Annotated in this window: 26 protein-coding genes and 1 tRNA gene; 10 read left to right on the top strand and 17 right to left on the bottom strand. The window is 61.6% G+C overall.

The window, feature by feature from the left end:
* Positions 1-33 precede the first annotated feature (33 nt).
* A complete protein-coding gene (locus tag C7A17_RS18335; protein ID WP_106739364.1) occupies positions 34-1,869 on the top strand; it encodes an ABC transporter ATP-binding protein in 1,836 nt (611 codons plus the stop codon).
* A gap of 117 nt (positions 1,870-1,986) precedes the next feature.
* On the opposite strand, the gene C7A17_RS18330 is transcribed toward C7A17_RS18335, so the two are convergent.
* A complete protein-coding gene (locus C7A17_RS18330) occupies positions 1,987-3,312 on the bottom strand; it encodes a DEAD/DEAH box helicase (protein ID WP_106739363.1) in 1,326 nt (441 codons plus the stop codon).
* Positions 3,313-3,488: 176 nt separating this feature from the next.
* On the opposite strand from C7A17_RS18330, the gene C7A17_RS18325 reads away from it, so the two are divergent.
* Entirely contained in the window at positions 3,489-4,067 is a 579-nt protein-coding gene (locus tag C7A17_RS18325) for a dihydrofolate reductase family protein (RefSeq protein WP_106739362.1), read from the top strand.
* Here C7A17_RS18325 and rarD read toward each other — a convergent pair whose 3' ends face one another.
* The 4 genes from rarD to C7A17_RS18305 all read right to left on the bottom strand — a co-directional run bounded on the left by rarD (position 4,068) and on the right by C7A17_RS18305 (position 7,083).
* Positions 4,068-4,961: an EamA family transporter RarD gene (rarD, locus tag C7A17_RS18320; RefSeq protein WP_106739361.1), complete on the bottom strand. Its 894-nt coding sequence runs from the start codon at positions 4,959-4,961 to the stop codon at positions 4,068-4,070. It abuts the gene before it with no gap.
* Positions 4,961-5,833, bottom strand: coding sequence for a carboxylate/amino acid/amine transporter (locus C7A17_RS18315; RefSeq protein ID WP_106739360.1), 873 nt, complete (start codon positions 5,831-5,833; stop codon positions 4,961-4,963). Before C7A17_RS18315 ends, rarD begins: the two co-directional genes overlap by 1 nt.
* 200 nt (positions 5,834-6,033) lie before the next feature.
* Positions 6,034-6,633, bottom strand: a complete 600-nt coding sequence (locus tag C7A17_RS18310) for an FMN-dependent NADH-azoreductase (RefSeq protein WP_106739359.1) — start codon at positions 6,631-6,633, stop codon at positions 6,034-6,036.
* Positions 6,634-6,768: 135 nt separating this feature from the next.
* Entirely contained in the window at positions 6,769-7,083 is a 315-nt protein-coding gene (locus C7A17_RS18305) for a 3-phosphoglycerate kinase (RefSeq protein WP_106739358.1), read from the bottom strand.
* Between the two features lie 78 nt (positions 7,084-7,161).
* On the opposite strand from C7A17_RS18305, the gene C7A17_RS18300 reads away from it, so the two are divergent.
* The 3 genes from C7A17_RS18300 to C7A17_RS18290 are packed head-to-tail and all read left to right on the top strand — an operon-like array spanning position 7,162 to position 9,455.
* Complete coding sequence (locus C7A17_RS18300; protein ID WP_106739357.1) at positions 7,162-8,088, top strand: LysR family transcriptional regulator; 927 nt, start codon at positions 7,162-7,164, stop codon at positions 8,086-8,088.
* A gap of 9 nt (positions 8,089-8,097) precedes the next feature.
* On the top strand, positions 8,098-8,895 hold the full coding sequence (locus tag C7A17_RS18295; RefSeq protein WP_106739356.1) for an alpha/beta fold hydrolase: 798 nt from the start codon (positions 8,098-8,100) through the stop codon (positions 8,893-8,895).
* Positions 8,896-8,900: 5 nt separating this feature from the next.
* On the top strand, positions 8,901-9,455 hold the full coding sequence (locus C7A17_RS18290) for a peptidylprolyl isomerase (RefSeq protein ID WP_106739355.1): 555 nt from the start codon (positions 8,901-8,903) through the stop codon (positions 9,453-9,455).
* Between the two features lie 182 nt (positions 9,456-9,637).
* On the opposite strand, the gene fpr is transcribed toward C7A17_RS18290, so the two are convergent.
* Positions 9,638-10,417, bottom strand: coding sequence for a ferredoxin-NADP reductase (gene fpr / locus C7A17_RS18285; RefSeq protein ID WP_106739354.1), 780 nt, complete (start codon positions 10,415-10,417; stop codon positions 9,638-9,640).
* A 116-nt stretch (positions 10,418-10,533) separates the two neighbouring features.
* Between fpr and C7A17_RS18280 the strand changes: the two genes are divergently transcribed.
* Positions 10,534-11,460, top strand: a complete 927-nt coding sequence (locus C7A17_RS18280; protein ID WP_106739353.1) for a LysR family transcriptional regulator — start codon at positions 10,534-10,536, stop codon at positions 11,458-11,460.
* 2 nt (positions 11,461-11,462) lie between these two features.
* Here C7A17_RS18280 and C7A17_RS18275 read toward each other — a convergent pair whose 3' ends face one another.
* Positions 11,463-11,828: a diacylglycerol kinase gene (locus C7A17_RS18275; RefSeq protein ID WP_106739352.1), complete on the bottom strand. Its 366-nt coding sequence runs from the start codon at positions 11,826-11,828 to the stop codon at positions 11,463-11,465.
* Between the two features lie 52 nt (positions 11,829-11,880).
* Positions 11,881-12,531, bottom strand: coding sequence for a response regulator transcription factor ErdR (gene erdR, locus C7A17_RS18270; RefSeq protein WP_106739351.1), 651 nt, complete (start codon positions 12,529-12,531; stop codon positions 11,881-11,883).
* 206 nt (positions 12,532-12,737) lie between these two features.
* Here erdR and C7A17_RS18265 point away from each other — a divergent pair, with 206 nt between their 5' ends.
* Positions 12,738-13,664, top strand: a complete 927-nt coding sequence (locus C7A17_RS18265; RefSeq protein WP_106739350.1) for a DMT family transporter — start codon at positions 12,738-12,740, stop codon at positions 13,662-13,664.
* Here C7A17_RS18265 and C7A17_RS18260 read toward each other — a convergent pair.
* A complete protein-coding gene (locus C7A17_RS18260; RefSeq protein WP_106739349.1) occupies positions 13,624-14,346 on the bottom strand; it encodes a tRNA-uridine aminocarboxypropyltransferase in 723 nt (240 codons plus the stop codon). The two genes, C7A17_RS18265 and C7A17_RS18260, sit on opposite strands and share 41 nt — an antisense overlap.
* 60 nt (positions 14,347-14,406) lie before the next feature.
* Entirely contained in the window at positions 14,407-16,104 is a 1,698-nt protein-coding gene (locus C7A17_RS18255) for an OmpP1/FadL family transporter (RefSeq protein ID WP_106739348.1), read from the bottom strand.
* Between the two features lie 288 nt (positions 16,105-16,392).
* On the opposite strand from C7A17_RS18255, the gene C7A17_RS18250 reads away from it, so the two are divergent.
* Positions 16,393-16,794 (top strand): quorum-sensing-regulated virulence factor family protein, encoded by a 402-nt coding sequence (locus C7A17_RS18250; protein ID WP_106739347.1) that lies wholly within the window; start codon positions 16,393-16,395, stop codon positions 16,792-16,794.
* 14 nt (positions 16,795-16,808) lie between these two features.
* Here C7A17_RS18250 and C7A17_RS18245 read toward each other — a convergent pair whose 3' ends face one another.
* Both C7A17_RS18245 and C7A17_RS18240 read right to left on the bottom strand, forming a co-directional pair.
* On the bottom strand, positions 16,809-17,003 hold the full coding sequence (locus C7A17_RS18245; protein ID WP_106739346.1) for a hypothetical protein: 195 nt from the start codon (positions 17,001-17,003) through the stop codon (positions 16,809-16,811).
* Positions 17,004-17,040: 37 nt separating this feature from the next.
* Positions 17,041-19,443 carry a phosphoketolase family protein gene (locus C7A17_RS18240; protein WP_106739345.1) on the bottom strand — a complete coding sequence of 801 codons (2,403 nt, stop codon included), beginning with the start codon at positions 19,441-19,443 and terminating at the stop codon, positions 17,041-17,043.
* A 124-nt stretch (positions 19,444-19,567) separates the two neighbouring features.
* Here C7A17_RS18240 and C7A17_RS18235 point away from each other — a divergent pair, with 124 nt between their 5' ends.
* Together C7A17_RS18235 and C7A17_RS18230 are read left to right on the top strand one after the other, a co-directional pair.
* Positions 19,568-20,971, top strand: a complete 1,404-nt coding sequence (locus C7A17_RS18235) for an MBL fold metallo-hydrolase RNA specificity domain-containing protein (RefSeq protein ID WP_106739344.1) — start codon at positions 19,568-19,570, stop codon at positions 20,969-20,971.
* Positions 20,972-21,103: 132 nt separating this feature from the next.
* A complete protein-coding gene (locus C7A17_RS18230; protein WP_106739343.1) occupies positions 21,104-22,177 on the top strand; it encodes an LOG family protein in 1,074 nt (357 codons plus the stop codon).
* Between the two features lie 59 nt (positions 22,178-22,236).
* On the opposite strand, the gene nadA is transcribed toward C7A17_RS18230, so the two are convergent.
* The 5 genes from nadA to ybgF form a co-directional block, all read right to left on the bottom strand.
* Positions 22,237-23,295 carry a quinolinate synthase NadA gene (gene nadA, locus C7A17_RS18225; RefSeq protein ID WP_106739342.1) on the bottom strand — a complete coding sequence of 353 codons (1,059 nt, stop codon included), beginning with the start codon at positions 23,293-23,295 and terminating at the stop codon, positions 22,237-22,239.
* Between the two features lie 109 nt (positions 23,296-23,404).
* Positions 23,405-23,480: transfer RNA gene (locus C7A17_RS18220), tRNA-Lys, on the bottom strand.
* Positions 23,481-23,538: 58 nt separating this feature from the next.
* On the bottom strand, positions 23,539-24,213 hold the full coding sequence (gene queC / locus C7A17_RS18215; protein WP_199796342.1) for a 7-cyano-7-deazaguanine synthase QueC: 675 nt from the start codon (positions 24,211-24,213) through the stop codon (positions 23,539-23,541).
* A gap of 2 nt (positions 24,214-24,215) precedes the next feature.
* Positions 24,216-24,863, bottom strand: a complete 648-nt coding sequence (gene queE, locus C7A17_RS18210; protein WP_106743024.1) for a 7-carboxy-7-deazaguanine synthase QueE — start codon at positions 24,861-24,863, stop codon at positions 24,216-24,218.
* 217 nt (positions 24,864-25,080) lie between these two features.
* Entirely contained in the window at positions 25,081-25,893 is an 813-nt protein-coding gene (ybgF, locus tag C7A17_RS18205; protein WP_106739340.1) for a tol-pal system protein YbgF, read from the bottom strand.
* Position 25,894 lies beyond the last annotated feature (1 nt).

The raw sequence follows: 25,894 nt of genomic DNA, 5'->3' as shown, positions 1-25,894 counted from the left end.
CGGCGTCCCTTCCCACGAGGCAGGACGCCTGCAATGTTGTTTCGCCGCTTCGAATCCCTGATCGACGTCTTCAAGCCCAGCCCGGACGTCGCCCCGCCAGCCGGCATGCTGCGCTTTTATGGTCACTACCTGAAACAGGTATGGCCACTGATGATCGCGGTGCTGGTCATCGGCTTTTTCGCCGCCGTGATCGAGGTGGCGCTGTTCAGCTTCCTCGGCCAGTTGATCGACATGGCTCAGGCCAGTACGGATGCCAGCAGTTTCTTTACCGAGCATCAGAACGCACTGCTGTGGATGCTGCTGGTGGCACTGATCATCCGCCCGATCGTGTTCGGCCTGCACAACCTGCTCACGCATCAGGCAGTCAACCCGGGCCTGACCAACCTGATCCGCTGGCAGAACCACCGCTACGTGCTCAAGCAGAGCCTGAGTTTCTTCCAGAACGACTTCGCCGGCCGCATCGCCCAACGCGTGATGCAGACCGGCCCTTCGCTGCGCGACTCGGCCATGCAGGTGATAGATGCGCTCTGGCACGTGGTGGTCTATGCCGGCAGCGCCTTGTATCTGTTCGCCGCCGCCGACCTGCGCCTCGTCGTGCCGCTGGCCCTGTGGATAGTCGGCTACAGCGCCGCGTTGTGGTACTTCGTGCCGCGCATCAAGGCACGCTCCGCTGCGGCATCCTCCGCACGCTCGAAAGTCATGGGCCGGGTGGTCGACGGCTACAGCAACATCGCCACGCTCAAGCTGTTCGCTCACTCGCAGGAGGAGGAAAGCTACGCCCGCGAAGCAATGCAGGATCTGCTCGACAAGTTCCGCCTGCAGTCGCGCACCATCACCGCGCTGGACTTTCTGATCACCTGCCTGAACGGCGTACTGATCGTCGGCACCGGCGCCCTGGCGCTGTGGCTATGGAGCCAGGCACTGATCACCACCGGCGCCATCGCCCTGGCCCTAGGCCTGGTGATCCGCATCAACAACATGGCCGAGTGGATCATGTGGGTGGTCAACGGCATCTTCGAGAACGTCGGCACCGTGCAGGATGGCATGCAGACCATCGTCCAGCCGCGCCAGGTACTCGACCACGACGGCGCCAAACCGATCCAGGTACAGCAGGGCGCCGTGCGTTTCGAGGACATCCACTTCCATTACGGCAAGAAAGGCGGCGTGATTGCAGGTTTCAGCCTCGACATCCGTCCAGGCGAGAAGATCGGCCTGGTCGGCCCCTCCGGCGCTGGCAAGTCGACCCTGGTCAACCTGTTGCTGCGTCTCTACGACCTGGAGAACGGTCGCATCCTGGTCGACGGCCAGGACATCGCCACCGTGACCCAGGAAAGCTTACGGGCTCATATCGGCGTGGTGACCCAGGACACCTCGCTGCTGCACCGTTCGATCCGCGACAACCTGCGGTACGGCAACCCCGGCGCCAGCGACGAACAACTTTTGGAAGCGGTGCGCAAGGCTCGTGCCGACGCCTTCATCCCCACCCTCGATGACAGCCAGGGCGGCCATGGCCTGGATGCTCAGGTTGGTGAACGTGGGGTAAAACTGTCCGGCGGCCAGCGCCAGCGCATCGCGATCGCCCGTGTCCTGCTCAAGGACGCACCGATCCTGGTGCTGGACGAAGCCACCTCGGCACTGGACTCGGAAGTCGAAGCGGCGATTCAGGAAAGCCTGGATAGCCTGATGGAGGGCAAGACGGTGATCGCCATCGCCCATCGCCTGTCGACCATCGCGCGGATGGATCGCCTGGTGGTGATCGACCAGGGCCAGCTCATCGAAACCGGCACCCACGCTGAACTGATCGCCCGCGGCGGCTTGTATGCGCGCCTGTGGCAACACCAGACAGGTGGTTTCGTCGGGGTGGAGTGAACCAGTGGGAGGGGCTTCAGCCGCGAATCGCCGCTAAAGCGCCTCCCACAGCACGGTGCACCACGCGACTGTCGAAAGCATCGCGGCTGAAGCCCCTCCCACACCCGGAGTATCAGATCACTCCGCCGCTGGCTTCCTGCGCTTGAGCGGCGCGCTGCCATCTTCGCTGACCAGCGATGATGGCTTGCCAGCTGGGCGCGGGCCAGTCTTGCGCTTGGGGGCGGCGGCTTTCTTCGGATCTTTCTTGTCGGTCTTTTTCTTCTTGCTGCCGGCGGCCTTGCCCGAGGCCTTGAGGTTCTTCGGCCCCTGGTAGACGCCCTTCAGCTCCTTGATGGTGCGACGTTCGAAGCGCTGCTTGAGGTAGCGCTCGATGCTCGACATCAGGTTCCAGTCGGTGTGACAGATCAACGATACCGCCAGGCCTTCGCCTCCGGCGCGGCCGGTACGACCGATGCGGTGCACATACTCATCGCCGGAACGCGGCATATCGAAGTTGATCACCAGATCCAGGCCTTCGACATCCAGGCCGCGCGCCGCCACATCGGTGGCCACCAGCACCTTGACCGCGCCCTGACGCAGGCGCTCGATGGCCAGCTTGCGATCCTTCTGATCCTTCTCGCCGTGCAAGACGAACGTCTTGACCCCGGCCGCCACCAGTTTGCCATAGAGACGATCAGCCTGGACGCGGGTGTTGGTGAAGACGATGGCCTTGTCGTAGGTCTCATTGGCCAACAGCCAATCCACAAGCTGTTCCTTGTGGTAGTTGTGGTCGGCCGTGATGATCTGCTGGCGAGTGCCCTCGTTGAGCTGGCTGACGCTGTTGAGCATCAGGTGCTGCGGTTCCTTCAGCACCTTGGCGACCATCTCGCGCAGGCCATTGCCGCCAGTGGTGGCGGAGAACAGCAGTGTCTGGTGCGGGCCACAAGCCTCGGCCAGGCGCTGGGCGTCCTCGGCAAAGCCCATGTCGAGCATACGGTCGGCTTCGTCGAACACCAGCACCTCGACCTCATCCAGCGGCAGGTTACCGGCGTTGGCATGCTCAATCAGCCGGCCTGGCGTGCCGATCAGGATATCGATCTTGCGCATCATCGCGGCCTGCACCTTGAAGTCCTCGCCCCCCGTCACCAGGCCGGCCTTGAGGAAGGTGAACTGGGCAAAACGCTCGACTTCCTTGAGCGTCTGCTGCGCCAGCTCACGGGTCGGCAGCAGAATCAGCGCGCGAATGCTCAGGCGCTGCTTGGCGTTGCCGTCGCCGAGCAACCGATTGAGCAGCGGCAGGACGAAAGCGGCGGTCTTGCCGCTGCCGGTCTGGGCGATCACCCGCAGATCCTTGCCCTCCAATGCGGGCGGAATCGCTGCCGTCTGCACCGGAGTCGGCTCGACGAAATTAAGCTCGGCCACGGCTTTCAGCAGGCGGTCATGCAGGGCGAATTGGGCAAACACGGGAGCACTACCTCGAAAAATCGACAAAACGGTGCATAGCCTAACGGTTTCCGGCGTCGGGGCCGAGTTTCTTTGCATTCAAATAAGATTCAAGCGCCGACGAGTGGTACGACGTCTGGCGAACTTGTCGCGCGGCAATCGATCTATCTGTCAGATAACTTGCTTGTGGAGGCACCATGAACTCCTCGTTGATCTACCACGTCACTTCAAGCCTGGATGGGTATATCGCTCGCCCCGACGGCCGCCTCGACTGGTTCGATTCACACCGCCAGACGGACGAGGAATACAGCTTCCAGTATTTCTACTCGGGTATCGACGCCCTGCTGATGGGCCGTGGCACCTACGAAGCACTGCTGGCACGTGGCGGCCCCTGGCCTTATCCCGGCAAGCCTTGCGTGGTGCTTACCCGCCTCGCGCTGTCACGCGCCTCCGATGAGATTCAACTCACTCACTGCACGCCGGCCCAAGCCGTGGCTGCACTGGAGGAGGCAGGTTTTCATCGCATCTGGCTAGTAGGCGGTAGTTTGCTCGCAGGTAACTGCTACACCGCCGGCCTGATCGATGAAGTGATCGTCAATCTGGCCCCGCATCTGCTCGGTGCCGGCGTCCCGATGCTGGCCACGGGAATGGAGCGTAGCCTGACACTGAGCGACCAGCGCCGCTTCAACAGCGGTACGCTGCAGTTGCACTATCAGGTACAGAAACAGGCCAGCCAGCCCACGCAGATTCCTTCTCCGCGCATCAATGCGGCCTGATCAACGCTCGAGCTGTTGCTTGCGCAACAGCCGGGCGCTGTCCCAACCCACTAGCAGTACCGCCAGCCAGATAGGCAGGTAGGTCAGCCATTGCCCAGCATCGAAACTCTCCCCCAGCACCAGCAAGGCCACGGCGAATAGCAACACGGGCTCGACATAGCTGAGAATGCCGAATAGCCCCAGCGGCAGCAGCCGGCTGGAGGCCATGTATGCAGCAAACGCCAGCGTACCGATCAGCGCCATGCCCGGTACCAGTAGCCAGAGCGCAGGACGTCCATCGAACGCGCCAACCGGCCCGTAGACGACGATCAGCCAGATCGCCAATGGCGCCAGCATCAGCATCTCCAGTACGAACCCGGACAACGCATCCAGGCGCATCCAGCGGCGCAGCATGAAATAAGGCGGATAGCCCAATGCCGTGATCAACGTCAGCCAGGAAAACGCCTGGGTACGCCATAGCTCGTGCAATACACCAAGCATGGCGCAAGCCACTGCCAATCGCTGCAAGGGACGCAGACGCTCGCCATAGAACAACCGCCCAGTCAGCACCATCGCCAATGGCAGAAGGAAGTAACCCATGGACACTTCCAGCATGTGTCCAGCCAACGGTGCCCAGAGAAAAATCCCCCACTGCACGCCGATCAGCGCTGCTGCCAAAGGACAGGCCGCCAAAAGAAGCGGCTCGCGGCGCAGGCGCATGAAGCTCTCGCGCAGCAACCCGGTCTGCCGAGCCAACACCACCAGCAGCAAGACCAGCGGAATCGACCAGAGCACACGCTGGGCGAAAATCTGCACGCCATCCAGCGGCGCCAACCACTGCACGTAGCCGGGCAACACCGCGAACAGCACCGACGCTCCTACCGACAACGCCACCCCACGCCCCGACAGCTGCATCAGACTGCTCTCCCTTGCGCTTGCCGCGTCCGCCCGAAACCAACCAGTGGCAGTGATGCGACGATCACTGCACCGCCCAGCGCCAGGCGCAACAGATCCGCGTCGTGATTCCAGATCAGCAGATTGACCAGCAACCCAGCTGGTACCAGGGCATTGTTCATCACCGCCAGAGTGCCGCCATCGACCAGGCTGGCGCCCTTGTTCCACCAGTACAGACCCAGCCCCGAAGCGACCACGCCGAGCCAGCCGAGCACACTCCACTGCAGCGCCGTGGCCGGCAAACGCTCGCCATCGCCGAGCAGCAAGAAGGCCGGCAGCGCCACCAGCAGCGCCCCAAGATAGAAGAAGCCGAAGCGTTTGTATTGCGGCTCCGTCGACGGGTGGCTGCGCAGCAAGTGCTTGTAAAGCACCTGGCCAGCGGCGAAGGTGAAGTTGGCGATTTGCAGCAGTACGAAACCCAGCATGAAGCCACTGCTGATGCCGTCATAGCGAATGATGCCCGCGCCCAGTACCGCCACCACCGCGGCTACCAGTGCCCAAGGATTGAAACGCCGATTGAGAGCGTCCTCGATCAGCGTCACGTGCAGCGGTGTGAGGATGGTGAACAGCAACACCTCCGGTACGGTCAGTACCGAGAAGCTCAGGTACAGGCAGACGTAGGTGACGCCAAACTGCAGCGCACCGATCAGCAACATGCCGCGTACGAAAGACGGTGCATGGCCGCGCCAGCGAGTCAGAGGGACAAACAGCAGCCCGGCGATGACGATGCGCGTCAGTACTGCAAAATAGCTATCGACCCGACCGGCCAGATATTCGCCGATCAGACTGAAGGAAAAAGCCCACAGCAGGGTCACGATCAACAGATAGCGCATGGTCACCTCAGGAACAGGCGGCGACCTTAGCGCGTTCATCGCAGGCGTACAATCGACAGCAGGCGAACCCCGCCGGCCTCACGTGAAAGCCGTCGCCACCGGGCAAGAGCGCGTCGCTAGGCACGCGTAAAAAAGCCGGACATTGCTTGCGCAGTGTCCGGCAGAAGCGCCCAGGAGCCCAGGCGCCAGGAGAGTTTGGATCAGGCCACTTCAGCCAGCTTGGCCCTGGCCTGCGCCAGGCCTTTCTCGCTGAACTCGGCGCCCATGTTCAGGCCCTCGGCATGGATGAACTGCACGTCGTGGATGCCGATAAACGCCAGTGCCTGACGCAGGTAGGGTTCCTGATGATCCAGGCCGCTGCCGGCATAGATGCCACCACGGGCGGTGAGCACGAAGGCACGCTTGCCAGTCAACAGACCCTGTGGGCCGGTATCGGTGTACTTGAAAGTGACGCCAGCGCGCAGCACGTGATCCAGCCAGGCCTTCAGGGTGCTGGGAATCGCGAAGTTGTACATCGGCGCAGCCAGTACCAGTACATCGGCGGCCAGCAACTCGTCGGTCAGTTGGTTGGAACGCGCCAGCGCGGCTTTCTCGGCCTCGCTCTGCTGCTCGCTCGGCGTCATCCAACCGCCCAGCAGGGTGGCGTCCAGGTGTGGTACCGGATCGACGGCGAGGTCGCGAACCTGAACCTGGTCTGCCGGATGGGCCGCTTGCCAGGTGGCGATGAATTGCTGGGTCAGGTCACGGGAAACCGAACCTTGTTGGCGGGCGCTGCTTTCGATAACCAGGACACGGGACATGTTTGAGACTCCATCGAAGTGGGTGAAGGTCGATGGAGCACAGACTAGATTCGCAACGATCGATTAAAAAGCGCAAATATCCGCTTACATATATCGACAAAGTTGATTTATGGAGGCCCCGTGGCTAGGCTTTGCCTACTTGAGCCCGCAGGTCAGGCTGATTCGCAGGCGGATCACGCTACGCGTGAACTTGACGGTCATGTTGTTGCTGGCGCCAGGAGCCAGGACGGTGCGCCGCGTGCGCGGCGCCTCGGGGCCATTGCGGAATACCGCTCTGCATTCGGCTTCGCTCTGACCGTAGTTGTAGAGCATCAACGCCGCCATGTTGTGGTCGATCTCTTGAGTGGTAGCAGAGACCTCGGCGCCGTTGAACTGCTTCTCCACCTCGATGGGATAGGCGTAGGCCCCCAACGGCAGGCAAGTGAACAGCAGGCAGATTATTTTTTTCATAGGTGCTCTCCAACATGGGATCGCCAGTGTAAGTCGAGATCGTCGGCGATAACAGGTCGATACAGGCAGGATGATGTGATGAAAGCCCCCCGCGTAACCCTGGATCAATGGCGCACGCTGCAAGCCGTGGTGGATCAGGGCGGCTTCGCCCAGGCAGCCGAAGTGCTGCACCGCTCGCAGTCCTCGGTCAGCTATACCGTGGCGCGCATGCAGGAACAGCTCGGCGTACCACTGCTGCGCATCGATGGGCGCAAGGCCGTGCTGACCGAAGCAGGCGACGTGCTGCTGCGACGCTCGCGACAACTGGTCAAGCAGGCCAGCCAGCTGGAAGACCTGGCCCACCATATGGAACAGGGTTGGGAAGCCGAGGTGCGCCTGGTGGTGGACGCGGCCTACCCCACTGCCAATATCGTCCGCGCGCTGACCGCCTTCATGCCGCAAAGCCGCGGCTGTCGTGTACGTCTGCGTGAAGAGGTGCTGTCCGGCGTCGAGGAGGTGCTGCTCGAAGGTACCGCCGACCTGGCTATCAGCGCACTGAACATCACCGGGCACCTCGGTATCGAGCTCAATGAAGTGGAGTTCGTCGCCGTCGCCAACCCGGAACACCCGCTGCATCGCCTGCAACGCGAGCTGAGCTTCCAAGATCTGGAAGGCCAGATGCAGGTGGTAACGCGCGACAGTGGCCGCCTGCAGCCGCGCGATGCCGGCTGGCTGGGCGCGGAACAACGCTGGACGGTGGGCAGCCTGCCGACCGCGCGCACCTTCGTCAGCAGCGGCCTGGGCTTCGCCTGGCTACCCCGTCACCTGATCACCCGCGAACTGCAGGAAGGTCAGCTCAAGCTTCTTCCGCTGACCCAGGGCGGCGTGCGCAAGCCCCGCTTCTTCCTCTACAGCAACAAGGATCGCGTGCTAGGCCCGGCGACACAGATCCTCATCGAACTGATCAAGAACTTCGATGCAGCACCGCTGGACGCCGCCTTCGCCGCGCCGCAGTCGCCCAACTGAGGACTGCCCATGCCCTACTTCGACAACGATGGCTGCCAACTGCATTACGAAGACTATGGCCATGGCACGCCGCTGCTGCTGGTGCATGGTCTGGGCTCGAGCACTCGCGACTGGGAGTACCAGATTCCGTTGCTCAGCCAGCACTACCGGGTAATTGCGCTCGACGTGCGCGGCCATGGCCGCTCGGACAAACCCCGCGAGGCTTACCGCATTGCCGATTTTGCCAGTGATGTGGCCGCACTGATCGAGTACCTGCAGCTGCCGCCCGTGCATCTGGTGGGCATCTCCATGGGCGGCATGATCGGCTTTCAGCTCGGCGTCGACCGCCCCGAACTGCTGCGCAGCCTGACCATCGTCAACAGCGGCCCCGAAGTGAAGGCCAAGAGCGCACGGGACTGGCTGGAGATCGGCAAACGCTGGACGCTATCGCGCCTGCTCAGCCTGGAGACCATTGCCAAGGCGCTGGCCAAGCTGCTGTTCCCCAAACCGGAGCAGGCCGAACTGAGGCGCAAGGTCGAGGAACGCTGGCCGCAGAATGACAAGCGCGCCTACCTCGCCAGCCTCGACGCCATCATCGGCTGGGGCGTGCGGGAACGCCTCAATCGCATCACCTGTCCTACGCTGGTGATCACCGCCGATCGCGACTACACCCCGGTCGAACGCAAGCGTGAATACGTGGCAGAAATGTCCAACGCGCGCCTGCTGGTGATCGAAAATTCGCGCCACGCCACACCACTGGATCAACCGGAACGCTTTAATAACGCCCTACTCGCCTTCCTCGGTGAGACTGCCAACAAGGAAAACTGACCATCATGCTCAAGCAACTCGTTCTTGCCACTGGCGCCCTGCTGCTGTCGACCAGTCTGCTGGCCGCGGAAAACCCCAAGGTGCTGCTGACCACCAGCCTCGGCGAAGTGGAAATCGAACTGGCTGCCGACAAGGCGCCGATCAGCACGCAGAACTTCCTCAAGTACGTCGACAGCGGCTTCTATGCCGGCACCCAGTTCCACCGGGTAATCCCGGGCTTCATGGTTCAGGGCGGCGGCTTCGATGCCGACATGCGCCAGAAGGACACCGACGCACCGATCAAGAATGAGGCCGACAATGGCCTGCACAATGTTCGCGGCACCCTGGCCATGGCCCGCACCCAGGCTCGTGACTCGGCCACCAGCCAGTTCTTCATCAACCACAAGGACAACGCCTTCCTCGATCACGGCTCGCGCGACTTCGGCTACGCCGTATTCGGCAAGGTCACCCGTGGCATGGACGTGGTCGACAAGATCGCCCAGGTACCGACCGGCAACCGCGGCATGCACCAGAACGTACCGCGTGAGCCAGTGCTGATCATCGAAGCCAAACGTCTGTAGACACCACACAAAAGACAAAGCCGCCCATCGGGCGGCTTTCTTATTCGATCTTGCGAGCTAGAGCCATGCAATACCGATGGCGGCCCCACAAAAACAGGCGAGAAAGCGGAGTGTGCTGTAGCACATGAGCATTTCGAGCCTGTTTTTAACGCAGCAGGGCCGACGCGCAGCAGATCGACGGCTTACTTCTCGACGAAGGCGCGCTCGATCAGGTAGTCACCCGGCTCACGCATACGCGGGGAAATCTTCAGACCGAAGCTGTCGAGCACTTCACTGGTCTCGTCGAGCATGCTCGGGCTGCCGCAGATCATGGCGCGGTCGTCCTGCGGGTTGATCGGTGGCAGGCCAATGTCGGCGAACAGCTTGCCGCTGCGCATCAGGTCGGTCAGACGCCCCTGATTCTCGAACGGCTCGCGGGTTACGGTCGGGTAGTAGATCAGCTTGCTCTTCAGCGCATCGCCAAAGAATTCGTTCTGCGGCAGATGCTCAGTGATGAACTCGCGGTAGGCAACTTCGTTCACGTAACGCACACCGTGCACCAGAATGACCTTCTCGAAACGCTCGTAGGTTTCCGGATCCTGGATCACGCTCATGAACGGCGCCAGACCGGTACCGGTGCTGAGCAGGTACAGGTGCTTGCCAGGGTTGAGGTCATCGAGCACCAGAGTACCGGTAGGCTTCTTGCTGATGATGATCTCGTCGCCTTCCTTGAGGTGCTGCAGCTGCGAGGTCAACGGGCCGTCCGGCACCTTGATGCTGAAGAACTCCAGATGCTCTTCCCAGTTCGGGCTGGCGATGGAGTAGGCGCGCATCAGCGGGCGGCCGTTGGGCTGTTGCAGACCGATCATCACGAACTGGCCATTCTCGAAGCGCAGACCCGGATCGCGGGTGCACTTGAAGCTGAAAAGGGTATCGTTCCAGTGGTGGACGCTGAGCACGCGCTCGACGTTCATGTTGCTCATGATGATTTCCTCGGAAAAGCTCGGGCACCAGGACGGCGCGATTGCGCGGCATTCTAATTGCGCCGAGAATATCTGTTAAGTGGGTTATTACGATATAGGTTATTGGTTATATCGATATGCGATTTACTCTCAGGCAACTCCAGGTTTTCGTTTCCGTCGCGCAGCACGAAAGCGTCTCGCGCGCCGCCGAATCCCTTGCTCTGTCGCAGTCGGCCACCAGTACCTCGCTGACCGAACTGGAACGGCAATCCGATTGCCAGTTGTTCGATCGCGTTGGCAAACGTCTGAGCCTCAATGCCCTGGGCCATCAGCTCCTGCCGCAGGCGGTGGCATTGCTCGACCAGGCCAAGGAAATCGAGCGCCTGCTCAGTGGCAAGAGCAGTTTCGGCTCGCTGAACCTGGGCGCCACCCTGACCGTGGGCAACTACCTGGCCACGCTGCTGATCGGCAACTTCATGCAGAGCCACCCCGAATGCCGAGTCAGCCTGCATGTACGCAATACAGCGCATATCGTCCAACAGATCGCCCACTACGAACTTGATCTGGGTCTAATCGAAGGCGATTGCCAGCACCCGGACATCGAGGTTCAGCCCTGGGTGGAAGATGAACTGACGGTCTTCTGCGCGCCCCCGCACCCGCTGGCGAAACGTGGCAGCGCCACGCTGGAGCAGCTGACTCAGGAAGCCTGGATTCTTCGCGAGCAGGGTTCAGGCACCCGACTGACCTTCGATCAAGCCATGCGCCACCACCCGCACAGCCTGAACGTGCGCCTGGAGCTGGAGCACACCGAGGCAATCAAACGCGCCGTGGAGTCAGGCCTGGGTATCGGCTGCATCTCGCGCCTGGCCCTGCGCGATGCGTTCCGCCGCGGCAGCCTGGTGGCCGTGGACACACCCGAGCTGGATCTGCGCCGGCAGTTCTACTTCATCTGGCACAAGCAGAAATACCAGACATCGGCGATGCGCGAGTTTCTCGAACAATGCCAGACGCTCACCGCCGGGGTGACGCGTAGCGACGAGATCGTACTGCCGCCCATCGTCTGAGCTCAGCCCAGCAGGATGACCGCCCAGACCGCTGCGATCATGCCAAGCGCGACGAACTGCGCAGCGCTGCCCATGTCCTTGGCATTCTTGGAAAGCGGGTGACGCTCAAGGGAAATACGGTCGATGGCCGCTTCGATGGCCGAGTTGAGCAACTCGACGATCAGCGCCAGCAGGCAGACCGCCACCATCAATGCCCGCTCTGCGCGACTGACGTCGAGCAGAAATGCCGAGGGGATGAGTACGCAGTTGAGCAGCACCAGTTGACGAAAGGCCGCTTCACCGAGAAAGGCAGCGCGCAAACCGTCGAGCGAATAACTGGCAGCGTTGAGGATACGTTTCAGGCCGGTCTGACCCTTGAATGGCGACATGCTGCGCCCTGCCCCACGGTGGAAAGGCGCGAAGCTTACTGTATTCGTCGCCTTATTGCCCTGGAATCGATTCCATCTGCTGCAACAGCAAGGCCGCCTGGGTACGGGTTCGCACGCCCAGCTTACGGAAAATGGCGGTAACGTGAGCCTTGACGGTCGCCTCGGACACGCTCAATTCGTAGGCGATCTGCTTGTTCAGCAGGCCTTCGCAGACCATGGTCAACACTCGGAACTGCTGTGGCGTGAGACTGGCCAGACCGGCGCTGGCAGCCTTGGCCTCAGCCGAGACTGGCGCGGCCTCTTCCGCCAGTTGCGGCCACCAGGTATCCCCGTCGAGCACCTGGCGTACAGCCTGCTGGATGATTTCCAGCGAACTGGACTTGGGGATGAAGCCACTGGCACCGAACTCGCGGGAGCGATTGACCACCGAAGCCTCTTCCTGCGCGGAGATCATCACCACAGGAATCTGCGGGTATTGTCCTCTCAGCAAGACCAGGCCGGAAAAGCCGTAGGCACCCGGCATGTTCAGATCCAACAACACCAGATCCCAGTCGTTCTTCTCGGCCAGGCAGGCTTCGAGCTCGGCGATGCTGGCAGCCTCCACCAGCCGAACCTGAGGGCCCAGGCCCAGCGTCAAGGCTTGCTGCAACGCGCTGCGAAACAGCGGGTGATCATCGGCAATCAGGATTTCGTAGGCGGCCATTGACGGATCCTGTTCTTGTTATGAGTGGCACTGAGGTGAGTATGGCAGTGCTTTATTTACCTGCTATCCGCTCAAGCCTGCGAATTTCAACGCAGCAGGCTCCCCACACGGATCGACGGCGGCGCCCAGCATGCCGAGCGATGACGGGGTGGTCAAGCGCAATGCTTTACGGCAGGATGCGCTGCTTTGTCCGCCGAGACTACCAGATGCGAAGCCAAGCCCTGCGCGCCGACCTGTTGATGCTGATTACCGCGATGATCTGGGGAAGCGTGTTCGTCGCCCAGCAACTGGGCATGGAAAATATCGGCCCCTTCCTTTATTCCGGTCTGCGCTTCGTCCTCGCCAGCCTGGTGCTGATCCCGGTGATCCTCCTTATACAACGGCGCAGCCGGCAGCCGAGTCCGGCCCCTAGCCGAGGTCTGCTGCTGGGCGGCGTCATCATGGGGCTGGCGCTGGCGATCGGTATCAACCTGCAGCAAGTTGGTCTGATGTTCACCACCGTGACCAACTCCGGCTTCATCACCGGTCTGTATGTGATCGTGGTACCGCTGCTCGGTCTCTTCATCGGCCAGAAAAGCAGCCTCGGCATCTGGCTGGGCGCCAGCCTGGCTGTAGTCGGCATGTTCCTGCTCAGCGTCGGCGAAGGGTTCACCGTGGCATCCGGCGACTGGCTGCAGCTGGCTGGCGCCTTCGTCTGGGGCATCCATGTGCTGTTGGTGGGTTTCTTCGCCAGCCGCCATGACCCGCTGCGCTTGGCACTGATCCAGTTCGCCACCTGCGCGGTGATCAGCCTGGCACTGGCCCTGGTGTTCGAGACGGCAACGCTGGAGGGCATCCTCAAAGCCGGCCCGGCCATCCTCTATGGCGGCATTTTCGGGGTGGCGATCGGCTTCACCCTGCAGGTCATCGCCCAGCAGCACGCCATCGCCTCGCACGCAGCGATCATCTTCTCGCTGGAGGCCGTATTCGCCGCTATCGCCGGCGCCCTGCTGCTCGGTGAAATGCTGGAACTACGCGGCTATCTGGGCTGCGCGCTGATGTTCGCCGGCATGCTCTTGGCCCAATTGTGGCCGAAACCACTGCCAATCGAGCTCAGCGGTACGCCTGCAAACGCTGATGCAAAGGATCGTTGAGATCCAGCGGCAGACGTCGTTTGGCCGCCAGATAATGCTGGCTGAAGGCATCCAGGTAATCATCCAGCGCCTCGCCGGCGCGCAGGTCGCCGGCCAGCTCCAGGCACATGGCTGCCACTTCGGCAGTGCACAGGTGCTCGCCACGGGTGGAGCGCCGCAGGCGATAGCGCGATAACTGTGCTGGCGTCAGGCTGAGCACCGGTAGTGCATCCAGATACGGGCTCTTGCGAAACATCTTGCGCGCCTCGGTCCAGGTGGCATCGAGCAGCACGAACAAGGGGCGTTTGCCGGGTGCCAGATTCACCTCTTCGACGACTCGCTGCGGCGCGACATACTCCCCCGGGAAGACCAGAAACGGCTGCCACTGCGGATCGGCCAGCAACGCCAGCAGCCCCGGCTCCACGGCCGTGCGCGCCCAACCGAACGCATGAGTCTCGGGTACCACATCGGCGATCAACCAGCCGGTGTTGCTCGGCTTGAGCGCCTCGATGTCGTGCATCACCAGGCACATCCCGGCATTGGCCTGTACCTGCGGACGCCAGGCGCACAGGCAGTGGGTTGGCTGCACCCGGCAATTCGGGCAGCGCTCGGCGCGTGAGCCGCGGGCAACGAAGGGTTTCAGGCTGCGCGCCAAGCGTTCGGCACGCAAACGGGCGACGGCATGTGGGGCTGGTTGAGTCATGGGAGGGGCGACAGCGAACGGGGGCCCGATTCTAGCACCCCCGCTCGCCGCTCAGGCGGATCAGAACGAATGGTTCAACGCCAGGCCGATGAAATGGATACGGGTCTCGTACTCGCCCTTGAAGTTGCCACCGTTGCCGGTGCAGCGCACGCCACTGTCCTGATACAGGCCACCGGAGCCCGGCACCCAGCCGGCCGGCGAACAGCCATCCTGGTAATCCATCTTGCCGCTGGAGAACTGCACGTAGCTGTAGGCGAAATCCAGCGATGTGTCAGGCGTTACCTTGTAGTTGGCGCCAAGCGACAGCCAGTAGCGATCCGCATCGGGAAAGGCCGGATGACGCAACTGTGGCGAATTGACCGGTGAGCGGTCATAGGCCACGCCGGTGCGCAGCAGCAGGTCATCGCTGTACTGGTAGTTCATGCCCAGGGAGATCTTGTAGCTGTCCTTCCAGTCCTGCTTGACGCTCAGGTCGCCCTCGGTCACGCCGTTGAAGTAGGGATAGCCCGCCACCTGATCGATACCGATGCGCACTTCGTCGAGTCGCGAATGCCGGGTAAAGGTCAGATCCGCCATCAGCGCCACCTTGTCGTTCAACTGGTGGAAGGCGTTGAAGGAGAGCATCTCCGGCGTATCGATGGCGGTCTTGGCCTTTGAGTTGGGATGCAGACGAGTCGCAGCGAACTCCCCCGGGTTGACCCAGTTGCCTTCGTCGAACAACTCTTGCAACGCGTCGGTCGGGGGAACGTAGATGTCGAGCACAGGGATAGTGAAGCCACCCTCGAGCGACGTATCCGGGGACGGGACGCCCCCCTGTACCCCAGCGAAGCTCCACTTGGTCTCACCTTCCAGGGTGTGGCGAATATTGGAGCGATAGGACACGCCAAAACGCGTCGACTCGGTCGGCTCCCACAAATAGCCGATGTTCCAGCCAAAGCCCCAATCGTCACCCTTGACCCGGAAATAGCCATCGCCCTGCACGTTGTCGGCGAAGTTGCCCGCCACACAATCGACAAAGCCGTCTCGATCCGCCACACCACCGCAGGAGGTGATTTCATCCGGCACAGGAACTCCGGCAATGATTCCGACGATCGGCCCGAGAATGGGATCCGCCGCGTTACGGGTACTTTCATAGTTGGCATCGACGAACTGCCCGGCCAACTGCCGCGATGCGCCTTTGACATCCGCCGCTCCGCGCTGGATCGACTTGATGTACTGCGCCGACACCCCGAAGCCGATGCTGTGATGTTCATTGAAACGGAAGGAAATGCTCGGGTTGAAGGTCACGGTCTCCAGGCTGGCCGACTGGATGCCATAACGCCCGGCCCAGTCCTCCTTGTAATCGAGCTTGGCACCGAACGGGGTGAAGATGCCGAGGCCCACCGTTACCTGATCGTTGATCTCATGGGAGAAATAGAAATTGGGCGCTGCGGCGGCATCGGGCAGGAACTTGCCGGCATCCCCCGACACCGGATTGCCGAACACGTCGGTGCTACCCTTGTCCTCATACTTGCCATCCGGCAGCAGAATGCTCAAACCGGAGGTCACCTGAGTGCCCTTGAGTCTGGCCAGGCCGGCCGGGTTGTAGAAAATGGTCGAGGGGTCGGCTGCCTCGGCACCGTTGGCGTGCGCCGAACCCTGCGCCGCCACCGATTGCGAACCAAAGTGATAACCGGATGCCTGCACCTGTGCGACGGGCAAAACCAGTAAACTGCCGACCACCACACGCGATGGCCAGCGCCGAAAGAGCATTGTCATTGTTATTCTCCTGCACGCTACTTCAACACCGCGCAGCGCAGCGATCACCCGCGACAGACTTCAGGCAGGTCTGCGTAGGCAACGTCCGACTGCAACGGCGGCTCAGTCTTGTGACGTGCAGGTTTGGCCGATGATCCCCGGCCTTTGGTCGTGGTGACGGACGGCGGCCAGAGGCCAGCATGTCCCCATCGGTAACACGTTGTTTCAGGCAGGCAACTGGCCATTAGCGCGAACATTCGCCCCGAAGCCCTGTCCAACCCTCGTCCACGCTTTCAGGAGTCACATTACATGCTGCGTTACATCCTCCCCGCTCTCGCGTTCAGCCTGATGCTTCCCAATGCCCAGGCGGCTTCGCTGAAGGAGATGGAACTGACTCGCACCCTGGAGCAAGTCGCTCGTCAGAGCAGCGAAGGCACGCCGCGAGCAATCAACGAGGACATTCTCGATCAGGGCTATTCCGTGGAAGGCCACACCCTGATCAACCACCTCAGCGTGCGTGAGGCCCATGCTGCAAAGATGCGCGGTAACCCCGACATCGTGCGTGCGCAACTGGCAGCCAGCGTCTGCCGCAATCCGGGTTATCGCAACCTGCTGGCCAAAGGCGCACAACTGCGCTACCAGTTCAGCGAGTACCGCAGCAACCGCCCGGTTACCGTCGAAGTCTTCGACAAGAGTGACTGCGGTATTTGAAGTAACGCCCCCACTCAGTTCCTTTCCGCTCGTCGCTGCGCATCATCGGCGCGCAGTTCGGCGAGCAGCGCTTCCATATAGCGTGAACGGCGCACGCCGCCCTCCAGGCGGCGTGTGCACTCATCCTGCAAACTCAATTGGTTGATTCGCGCTGCTTCTTGCAGCATGCGATAGAGATCCGTATCGATCTCAAGCATCAGCTTGGGCATACCTGCCTCTCCCTTCCCATTGACCCATACAGCAGGCTCAACGCAGAGAGCGAGGATCCCCCCTCCCTGCCAGAGCTGCCCGTTCCTCAGCCGTCAGCCAGGCGTCGATCGATGCGCCGAGCACCTCGGCAACGCTTTGCAGCACGTGCGCCCAACTGCAGCCATTGGCAAACAGCATTCCGGCTTCGTCAAAAGTGCCGCCACGATTGCGATAACCCAACGCACGACACGAAGCGGCATCGCCCAATACCGTCGACAGATGCCCCAAAGCCACTTCCGGGCGCATGTGGCTGAGTAACACGCGCCGTCGACAGGCCAAGGGGAACAGTGCCTCACGCGATGCAGCGCTAGCCAGGCTCGGCGCCTCCCAGGTATCCCGCGGCGTACGAAACCGCCCCGGTTCCTGCAAGTAAATCAGACGCCAGGCCACAGCCTGCTCGCTCAGACGAACGGCAGCGCGACGCATCTCGTTCAGCTGATAACTGCCACTGGCAATCAGCAGCACCGGCTCGCCCTCACCTTCGGCATCGACCAGCAGCGCACCATCACGCGCCAGCTGTTCAGCCTGTTCGACCGTGAAGGTGCAAGGTTGTTCACGCTTGGCGACTACCAGACAAGCCAGCCTGCCACGTGCCTGATAGATCTCTGGCAGCAGCGCCAGCAACGAATTGTGATCTGCCGGTAACAGCACGCGCATGACATCGTGCATCTCGCCCAGCAGTGCCTCACAGAAGGTAGTGTCCTGATGCGACTGCTGGTTCTTGCCGTTCTCCCAGGAGTGCGAAGTGGCCACCAAAGGCCAGCCCAGCCAGCCTGCCGGACGTCCCGCTTCCTTCTGCTGACGGGCGAAGATCAGGCTCTGACGCACGGCACCGAGCATCTTCACGCAGAAGGCTTCGTAACTGGCCACCAGATTCAGACCGCCCTGGTTGGCCAGGCAGGCCGACACCACGGCCTCTTCGTTGAGTGCGGTGATCACGGCGCCGTCGATCGCCTCCAGATCGCTCTCCGGCTGGCTGACGCGATGCTTTAACGCCGCCAATACACCTCCCAGACGGTTGCTGGCCAACTCGTCCGGATTGCCTACGCGCGGTCGCAACTGCGGATTGAGACGCACCAGATCGACGAAATAACGATCCAGTGCGCTCATTGGCGAGCAGGCCTGGTCATGGAAGTGCAACGCCGGCTGCACGGGCAGCGCTGGATGACGCTGGGCCAGCGGGTTGTCCCGTTCCAGCACGCGCCCCTCCCGCGATACGAACAGACTGCAGGCCTCGGACAACGCCTGCGGCTCCACCCACAACGCCGCAGCATGCTTGTTGAACAACTCGCGCGCATGTTCATCCTGTGCCGGACTGGCCGGCAAAGGCAGGTTGTGCGCAGCGTTGCTACCGGCGCCAAAGAAGCCGTAGCCCTTGGTGGTTTCAGCGATGCCATAAGGCATCGGCAGGGGGTAACCGATCAACTCGTTGTTCAGTTCACTCACGCGGTGCTCCAGACGCTGCTCCATCTCCCATAGTGCGCAGACGAAAGCAGCCGGATCGCGGCCATCGAAGCTCAAGGGATCGAAACCGCAGCCACGCAGATGCCGACGAAAGCCGTCCAACCCTTCCAGCGTGCCCAGTTCGGTACGCTGCTCGATACGCCGGCCGTTGGCGATCATCACCGGCAACGCCACACCGCAGTCCTCGGCCCGCCACCAGCGTGGCATCCAGTCACTGCCGCGCTGCTCCTCTGCCGCCCCATCGGAGAGAAACGCTACCAGCTTCTCGCCAGGCAGTGGCAGGTGTGCGTACTGCAATTCGGCGAACCCCAGGTATCCGCCCTCGGCGATGCCGCCAGCGGTGTGTGGGTTGACGTGGCTACCCAGCGGTACGCCAGCGCTGCCGTCCGAAGCCTGGGCATAGCTGTAGAAGTCGGCGACCAGGCGGCTCATACCGGCTTCATCGCAGCCATAACGAGCGGCCTGCTCCGGATGTTGATTAGCGGTCAGCAGGTTCAGTGCCTCGATCGCCGCCACGCAATGCCCCTGCCCCATCAGCCAGCCGCGAGTTTCGCCGGTCAGCGCGTTGAGGGCCAGGTAGCCGGCGTAGGCCGGCACCATGTTCAGAGCACCGCCCGTATGCCCCTCCGGCACAGCCTTGAAGTCATCGACCTGCAGCGGCTGGCCGTCGAGCCGAACGCGCCGGGCATAGGTCATGTGTACCACCAGCCACATTCCAGCCGCGGTCAACGCATCCAGCGCCAGCATGCGTCGATAGACACTGGACAGGTCAGGCTGTGCGCCGCTCTGCACCAGTTGATGAGCGAGTCGAAAGACCGCCGCACAGGTCTGCGGGCTATGCTGAATAGGCCCATGCCCTTTGCGCCAGCGCGCGAAGTCGGGATAGCGCTGGGCATGCCCAGCCAGGGTGGCCGCGTCGGGGAGTAACTGAGTCATCGGTGCGCTCCTGAAGGTTCGCCGCCAGTCTAGGCACCTGGGAAAAGCGCCGGCTGATCTGCATCAAGGCCTGCCGGGGATATATACGGCAGACTCGTTTCATCACCACGACAAGGATAGACCCATGGCCCTGCTCACCTTCATCGGCGCGATCCAGCAAGTCACCGGCTCCTGCTACCTCGTGGAGAGCCGCGACGGAGCCAAGGTGCTGCTCGAATGCGGCATGCATCAGGGCCGCCGACAGGAAGAAGATCAGAACCGTAGCAGCTTCCCCTTCGACCCGAGCAGCCTGGATGCAGTGGTGATCTCCCATGCGCACCTGGATCACAGCGGCCTGCTACCGCGTTTGGTGGCTGAGGGTTATCGCGGCCCGATTCACGCCACCGACGCCAGTTGCGAACTGCTCGAGCTGATGCTGCTGGATTCTGCCTTCCTGCAGGAAAAGGACGCCGAGTGGGAAAACCGCTGGCGAGCGCGTCAGGGCAAACCGGCGGTTCAACCGCTATACACCATCGCCAATGCCGAGCAGGCGCTCAGCCAGCGCCGACCACATGCTTATGGCGAGCCGGTGGAAGTGGCCAAGGGCGTGCAGGTCACCTTCCATAACGCCGGCCACATCCTGGGTTCGGCCATCGTCGAGATGCAGGTGGAAGATCACCACCTGCGCCGCCATCTGGTGTTCTCCGGTGACCTGGGCAATACCTGTTCGCCGCTTATGCAGCCACCTACACAGCTGAGACAGGCGGACGTACTGCTGATGGAGTCGACCTATGGCGACCGCGATCACCGCCCCAGCGACGAAACCCTGGAAGAACTGGCTGACATACTGCAGCAGGCTCACAAGGAAGGTGGCAATGTGCTGATTCCGTCGTTCGCCGTCGGTCGCACCCAGGATCTGATCTACTACCTCGGTCGTTTCTATCAGGAAGGTCGGCTGCCGCAGCAGGCGGTGTTCCTCGATAGCCCCATGGCCATTCGCGCCAATACCATCTACAGCCGCTTCCACGAACAGTTCGCTGCTGCAGATCGCGCGGCGCTGGCAGCCAAAAGCGTCAAGCGCGTCGAAGATTGGCTGCCGATTCTGCGCTGCACGCCAACAGCCGAAGAATCGATGGCGATCAACCGAATCAAGAGCGGCGCGATCATCATCGCTGGCGCCGGCATGTGCAATGGCGGGCGCATCGTGCATCACTTCAAGCACAACCTCTGGCGCGAGAACTGCCACCTGGTGTTCCCGGGTTTTCAGGCCAAGGGCACGCTCGGCCGCCTCATCGTAGACGGAGCCGAGACGGTCAAGGTGCTGCACCAGCGCATCGCGGTTAAGGCCAAGGTGCATACCCTCGGCGGCTTCTCCGCACATGCCGGGCAGGCGCAACTGCTGGATTGGGCCAGCCAGTTCGGTCATCACCCCGAGCTGTACCTGGTGCACGGCGAGCTGGAGAAGATGCAGGCCCTGCAGCAGGCCCTGCGCGAGCGCTTGAACTGGATCGCCAACATTCCCGAACCGGGCGAACAGATCGCCCTGTAACCGGCACTTACGAAAAGCCGGCAGCGAAACGGCAAACTGACTGTGGCAAGCTCCGGGAGACTCCATAATCAAGGAACCGACCAACGCGAGATGCCTTGAAGCATCTCGCTGGTCAAGAAGAGGAGAGTTTCCATGCCCTATGAAGCGGACGACTATCTGTCGCGCCACGTACAAACCAGCGAAGTCGACCTGAGCAGCAAAGTGGACGAGTTGGTGGCGCTGGCAGCCCCCGGCAACAGCCCGAATCTTCAGCTATATCGAGAAATGCTCGGCACCGTGATCCACATGGCCCAGGCGGATCGCAACCGCTGGGACGCCAAGATCATGCTGCAGACCCTGCGTGAGATGGAGCATGCCTTCGGCGTTCTGGAGCAACTGAAGCGCCGACGCAAGGTTACGGTATTCGGCTCGGCGCGAACCCCCGCCGATCACCCGCTGTACCGGCAGGCTCGCGAACTCGGCGCATTACTGGCACACCGCGACCTGATGGTGGTCACCGGCGCAGGCGGCGGTATCATGGCTGCCGCTCACGAAGGCGCCGGCACGGAAAACAGTCTGGGCTTCAATATCACCCTGCCCTTCGAGCAAACTGCCAACGCCACGATGCGTGGCAGTCACCATCTGCTGTCGTTCCACTTCTTCTTCCTGCGCAAACTGTTCTTCGTCAAGGAAGCCGATGGCTTGGTACTCTGCCCTGGTGGTTTCGGCACCCTGGACGAGGCGCTGGAAGTACTGACGCTGATCCAGACCGGCAAGAGCCCGCTGGTGCCGGTGGTCTTGCTCGATCAGCCGGGCGGCAGCTACTGGGAAGACGCACTCGGTTTCATTCGCAGGCAGCTTGGCGACAACGGCTATATCCTGCCCACCGATCTCAACCTGATGCATCTGGTCTACAGCGCCGAGGAAGCAGTGGATGAAATTGCTCGGTTCTATCGCAACTTCCATTCCAGTCGCTGGCTCAAGGATCGCTTCGTGATTCGTCTCAACCACCCACTCAATGAAGCGGCTCTGGAGAAACTGCACAGCGACTTCTCCGTACTATGCAAGGAAGGAGGCTTCACCCAACAGCCTCACTGCGAGCAAGAACGGGACGAACCGGAACTATGCGATCTGACCCGCCTGGCCTTCGCTTTCAATGGTCGCGACTACGGCCGCTTGCGTGCACTGCTCAATGTGGTCAACGAACCGGAAAATTGGGCAGACTGAGCGAACCACATAAAACAAGAAGCCCAGCATTTGCTGGGCTTCTTTTTGACTGCTAGCGGTCAGGCATTACCGGCGACCTTCATCCGAGCCGCCTGGGTAAAATCGAGCATGCGCTTGAGCGGTTTGACTGCCTTGGGAATCAGCGCCGGGTCGACGTGTATTTCACCCGTGCCCTCACGCAAGCCGGTCAGCACGCGCTCCAGCGTATTCATCGCCATCCACGGGCAATGCGCGCAGCTGCGGCAGGCAGCGCCGTTACCAGCGGTCGGTGCCTCGATGAAAGTCTTGTCCGGGCACAGCTGCTGCATCTTGTAGAAGATGCCACGGTCGGTGGCAACGATGAAGGTCGAGTTCGGCAGGGTCTGCGCCGCCTTGATCAGCTGACTGGTAGAGCCCACGGCATCTGCCAGTTCGACCACGTTCTGTGGCGACTCGGGGTGCACCAGAATGGCGGCATCCGGGTACAGCGCCTTCATGTCCAGCAACTGCTTGGACTTGAATTCCTCATGAACGATACAGGCACCATCCCACAGCAACATGTCGGCACCAGTCTCGCGCTGAATGTAGTTGCCCAGATGCTTGTCCGGTGCCCAGAGAATGGTCTCGCCGTTGTCCATCAGACTCTCGACGATCTCCAGCGCGCAGCTGGAGGTCACCACCCAGTCGGCCCGCGCCTTCACCGCGGCCGAGGTGTTGGCATAAACCACCACGGTACGCTCCGGATGCTGATCGCAGAAAGCCGAGAACTCATCTACCGGACAGCCCAGATCCAGCGAGCAGGTCGCCTCCAGCGTGGGCATCAGCACACGTTTCTCCGGGTTGAGAATCTTCGCTGTCTCACCCATGAACTTGACGCCGGCCACCACCACGGTCTGTGCCGGGTGCTGGTTACCGAAGCGGGCCATTTCCAGAGAGTCGGAGACGCAGCCACCGGTTTCCTCGGCGAGCGCCTGGATTACCGGATCACAGTAATAGTGCGCCACCAAAACGGCGTTCTGCTTCTTCAGTTCAGCGGCGATTTCGCGGCGGTAGAAGGCCTCCTCCTCGACCGTCAGCGGCTTTGGCTGCTTGGCATCGAGGTGGGCTTGAACGAGGAGTCGTTCGGAAATCTGCGTCATGTCATCAGGCTCTGATTATTATCCGGCGCACCGAGTATACCTCCCCAAGAAAACCAGGAAGAACGGGCGAATACGGAAATCAGGGGAGAGGTGACACTGAGGGGAAGGTTGGTGGGTCGTGTAGGATTCGAACCTACGACCAATTGGTTAAAAGCCAACTGCTCTACCAACTGAGCTAACGACCCAACGCGAGGCGCATGATACTGATTTAATTCAGGAAATCAACACTTCGCAAAAACTTTTTCAGAAGTAGCGGGTGACGTCAGGCACACCAGCAGCGATGAAACCGGCCGCACGCAGGCGGCAACTGTCGCACTTGCCACAAGCTCGGCCATCGTCATCAGCCTGGTAGCAGGAAACAGTCAGCGCATAATCCACGCCCAGACGTATCCCCGCCTCGATGATCTCGCACTTGCTCATCTGCTGCAGCGGCGCGCGAATGGTAAAGCCCTGCCCCTCCACGCCAGCCCTGGTCGCCAGATTGGCCATACGCTCGAAGGCGTCGACGAACTCCGGACGGCAATCGGGATAACCCGAGTAATCCACAGCATTGACGCCGATGAAGATCTCGCGCGCTTCCAGCACCTCGGCCCAGCCCAGCGCGAGCGCCAGAAACACCGTGTTGCGTGCTGGCACGTAAGTCGAAGGAATCCCCTCGGTGGGCGATTCAGGCACTGCGATACTGCTGTCGGTCAGTGCCGAACCACCAATACCGTTGAGATTCAGGCCGATCACCTTGTGTTCGACCATACCCAACTGCCTCGCCACACGCTCGGCTGCCTGCAACTCGGCGCGATGGCGCTGCCCGTAATCGAAACTCATGCTGTAGCAGCTGTAGCCTTCGGCCTTTGCCATCGCCACTACGGTGGCCGAATCCAGGCCGCCGGAAAGGAGGATTACCGCTTTTTTCTCGCTCATGCTCAATGTCCCGGCTCGTCGTTCCAGAGAATCTTGTGTAGCTGCAGTTGCAGCCGTACCGGCAGGTTGTCCGCGATTATCCAGTCGGCCAGTGCACGGGCATCGACCTGCTGGTGGCTGGGCGAGAACAGTACCTCGCCGGCACGTGCGGCCAAGTCATGCCCGATCAGCTTGGATACCGCCCAGTCATAGTCCTCACGCGAGCAGATGACGAACTTGACCTGGTCATTACGAGTCAGCCACTGAATATTCTCGTAGCGGTTACGCTGCACTTCGGCCGAACCAGGCGTCTTCAGGTCGAGCACCTTGCTGACCCGCGAATCGACCGCCGACACATCGAGCGCGCCACTGGTTTCCAGCGACACCTCGTAACCGGCATCGCACAGACGTGTAAGCAGGGGAATACAGTTGGGTTGAGCCAGCGGTTCGCCGCCGGTAACGCAGACGTAGCGTGGCCTGTAGGCGGCCACTTGGTCGACGATGCTGTCCAGGGTGACGATTTCACCGCCGCTGAAGGCGTAGGCAGTGTCACAGTACTGACAGCGCAGGGGGCAGCCGGTAAGGCGTACGAATACCGTCGGCAAGCCGGCAGTACGCGTTTCCCCCTGCAACGAGTAGAAAATCTCGGTGATGCGCAGGGTTTCTTGCATGGTAGCCACGGGCGTGATGACGAAACAGGCCATCCGCCTCCGTTGCGTTAAAAGACAGGAACACAGGCCTGAGCCCGCATTCGACGAGACGTGTAGGCAAGGACATCAGCCGAGCTGAAACCGCGCCCGCCACGCGAGCAGGCATTCTAATTGAAGTGCCCGAATGACGGACAAGAAAAACCCGCGACAAGCGCGGGTTCGTTCTTCGAGTCAGGGCTTACAGGCGTTGCAAATCTCGCTGAGCCAATTGCGCAGCCGAACTACCCGGATACTGCGCGATAACCTGCTGAAGAATGCCACGCGCCTTGTCGTTGTGACCCAGACGGCGCTCTACATCAGCCAGTTTGAACAGCGAATCCGGCACCTTGGCGTGGCTCGGATAGCCTTGGCTGACCTTGGCAAACGCCTGACCAGCCGCTTGCAGATCACCTTTGGCCAGGTTCACTTCGCCCAACCAGTATTGAGCGTTGCCGGCGTACTGACTGTTGGGATAACGATTGAGAAAGGCGGTGAATGCCTGCGACGCCTTGTCGAAATCCTTGGCCTTGATCAGGTCAAAGGCGGCGTCGTAATAAAGTTTTTCCTTGGCCGGATCACCCGGCTCAGCGCTGGCCTGCTGCTGCGCGGCAGGCGGCGTCGGAGTGCCACTGGCGTTTACCGCGCCATCGGCTGAATTCTGTGCGGGAGCTCCACCGGCGGCAACACCGGAAGAAATACGTTGATCCAGATCCTGGTAACGCTCCAGGCCTTCCTGCTTGAGGCGCTGGATTTCATTCTGCTGCTCTTCGACCATGCCACGCAGTTGCGCAATTTCCTGCTGCATCTGCTCGAGCTGATTGAACAGCATACCCTGCGCAGAAGCGGGCGCTTGCGCACCCGCTCCGGCGTAGGAGCCGGCCGTACCATAACCCGCCGGTGGATAGCTGCTGCCCTGTTGCATGGAGCTGCTTTCCAGTACGGGAACCTCCGCCACTGCCGCGAGCGGCAAGGCGAGTGTCAGAAGGGTCAGGATACGGCGGCAATCACGCATG

The sequence above is a fragment of the Pseudomonas mendocina genome, assembly GCF_003008615.1.
Taxonomy (GTDB): domain Bacteria; phylum Pseudomonadota; class Gammaproteobacteria; order Pseudomonadales; family Pseudomonadaceae; genus Aquipseudomonas; species Aquipseudomonas mendocina_C.
Note: the sequence above shows the minus strand (reverse complement) of the source record. Positions and strands in the feature narration are given on the sequence as shown.

Coding starts and splice junctions, on each gene's coding strand:
- C7A17_RS18335 (WP_106739364.1), top strand. CDS start 34: ATGTTGTTTCGCCGCTTCGAATCCCTGATCGACGTCTTCAAGCCCAGC.
- C7A17_RS18325 (WP_106739362.1), top strand. CDS start 3,489: ATGAACTCCTCGTTGATCTACCACGTCACTTCAAGCCTGGATGGGTAT.
- rarD (WP_106739361.1), bottom strand. CDS start 4,961: ATGCAGCTGTCGGGGCGTGGGGTGGCGTTGTCGGTAGGAGCGTCGGTG.
- C7A17_RS18315 (WP_106739360.1), bottom strand. CDS start 5,833: ATGCGCTATCTGTTGATCGTGACCCTGCTGTGGGCTTTTTCCTTCAGT.
- C7A17_RS18310 (WP_106739359.1), bottom strand. CDS start 6,633: ATGTCCCGTGTCCTGGTTATCGAAAGCAGCGCCCGCCAACAAGGTTCG.
- C7A17_RS18305 (WP_106739358.1), bottom strand. CDS start 7,083: ATGAAAAAAATAATCTGCCTGCTGTTCACTTGCCTGCCGTTGGGGGCC.
- C7A17_RS18300 (WP_106739357.1), top strand. CDS start 7,162: ATGAAAGCCCCCCGCGTAACCCTGGATCAATGGCGCACGCTGCAAGCC.
- C7A17_RS18295 (WP_106739356.1), top strand. CDS start 8,098: ATGCCCTACTTCGACAACGATGGCTGCCAACTGCATTACGAAGACTAT.
- C7A17_RS18290 (WP_106739355.1), top strand. CDS start 8,901: ATGCTCAAGCAACTCGTTCTTGCCACTGGCGCCCTGCTGCTGTCGACC.
- fpr (WP_106739354.1), bottom strand. CDS start 10,417: ATGAGCAACATGAACGTCGAGCGCGTGCTCAGCGTCCACCACTGGAAC.
- C7A17_RS18280 (WP_106739353.1), top strand. CDS start 10,534: ATGCGATTTACTCTCAGGCAACTCCAGGTTTTCGTTTCCGTCGCGCAG.
- C7A17_RS18275 (WP_106739352.1), bottom strand. CDS start 11,828: ATGTCGCCATTCAAGGGTCAGACCGGCCTGAAACGTATCCTCAACGCT.
- erdR (WP_106739351.1), bottom strand. CDS start 12,531: ATGGCCGCCTACGAAATCCTGATTGCCGATGATCACCCGCTGTTTCGC.
- C7A17_RS18265 (WP_106739350.1), top strand. CDS start 12,738: ATGCGAAGCCAAGCCCTGCGCGCCGACCTGTTGATGCTGATTACCGCG.
- C7A17_RS18260 (WP_106739349.1), bottom strand. CDS start 14,346: ATGACTCAACCAGCCCCACATGCCGTCGCCCGTTTGCGTGCCGAACGC.
- C7A17_RS18255 (WP_106739348.1), bottom strand. CDS start 16,104: ATGACAATGCTCTTTCGGCGCTGGCCATCGCGTGTGGTGGTCGGCAGT.
- C7A17_RS18250 (WP_106739347.1), top strand. CDS start 16,393: ATGCTGCGTTACATCCTCCCCGCTCTCGCGTTCAGCCTGATGCTTCCC.
- C7A17_RS18245 (WP_106739346.1), bottom strand. CDS start 17,003: ATGCCCAAGCTGATGCTTGAGATCGATACGGATCTCTATCGCATGCTG.
- C7A17_RS18240 (WP_106739345.1), bottom strand. CDS start 19,443: ATGACTCAGTTACTCCCCGACGCGGCCACCCTGGCTGGGCATGCCCAG.
- C7A17_RS18235 (WP_106739344.1), top strand. CDS start 19,568: ATGGCCCTGCTCACCTTCATCGGCGCGATCCAGCAAGTCACCGGCTCC.
- C7A17_RS18230 (WP_106739343.1), top strand. CDS start 21,104: ATGCCCTATGAAGCGGACGACTATCTGTCGCGCCACGTACAAACCAGC.
- nadA (WP_106739342.1), bottom strand. CDS start 23,295: ATGACGCAGATTTCCGAACGACTCCTCGTTCAAGCCCACCTCGATGCC.
- queC (WP_199796342.1), bottom strand. CDS start 24,213: ATGAGCGAGAAAAAAGCGGTAATCCTCCTTTCCGGCGGCCTGGATTCG.
- queE (WP_106743024.1), bottom strand. CDS start 24,863: ATGCAAGAAACCCTGCGCATCACCGAGATTTTCTACTCGTTGCAGGGG.
- ybgF (WP_106739340.1), bottom strand. CDS start 25,893: ATGCGTGATTGCCGCCGTATCCTGACCCTTCTGACACTCGCCTTGCCG.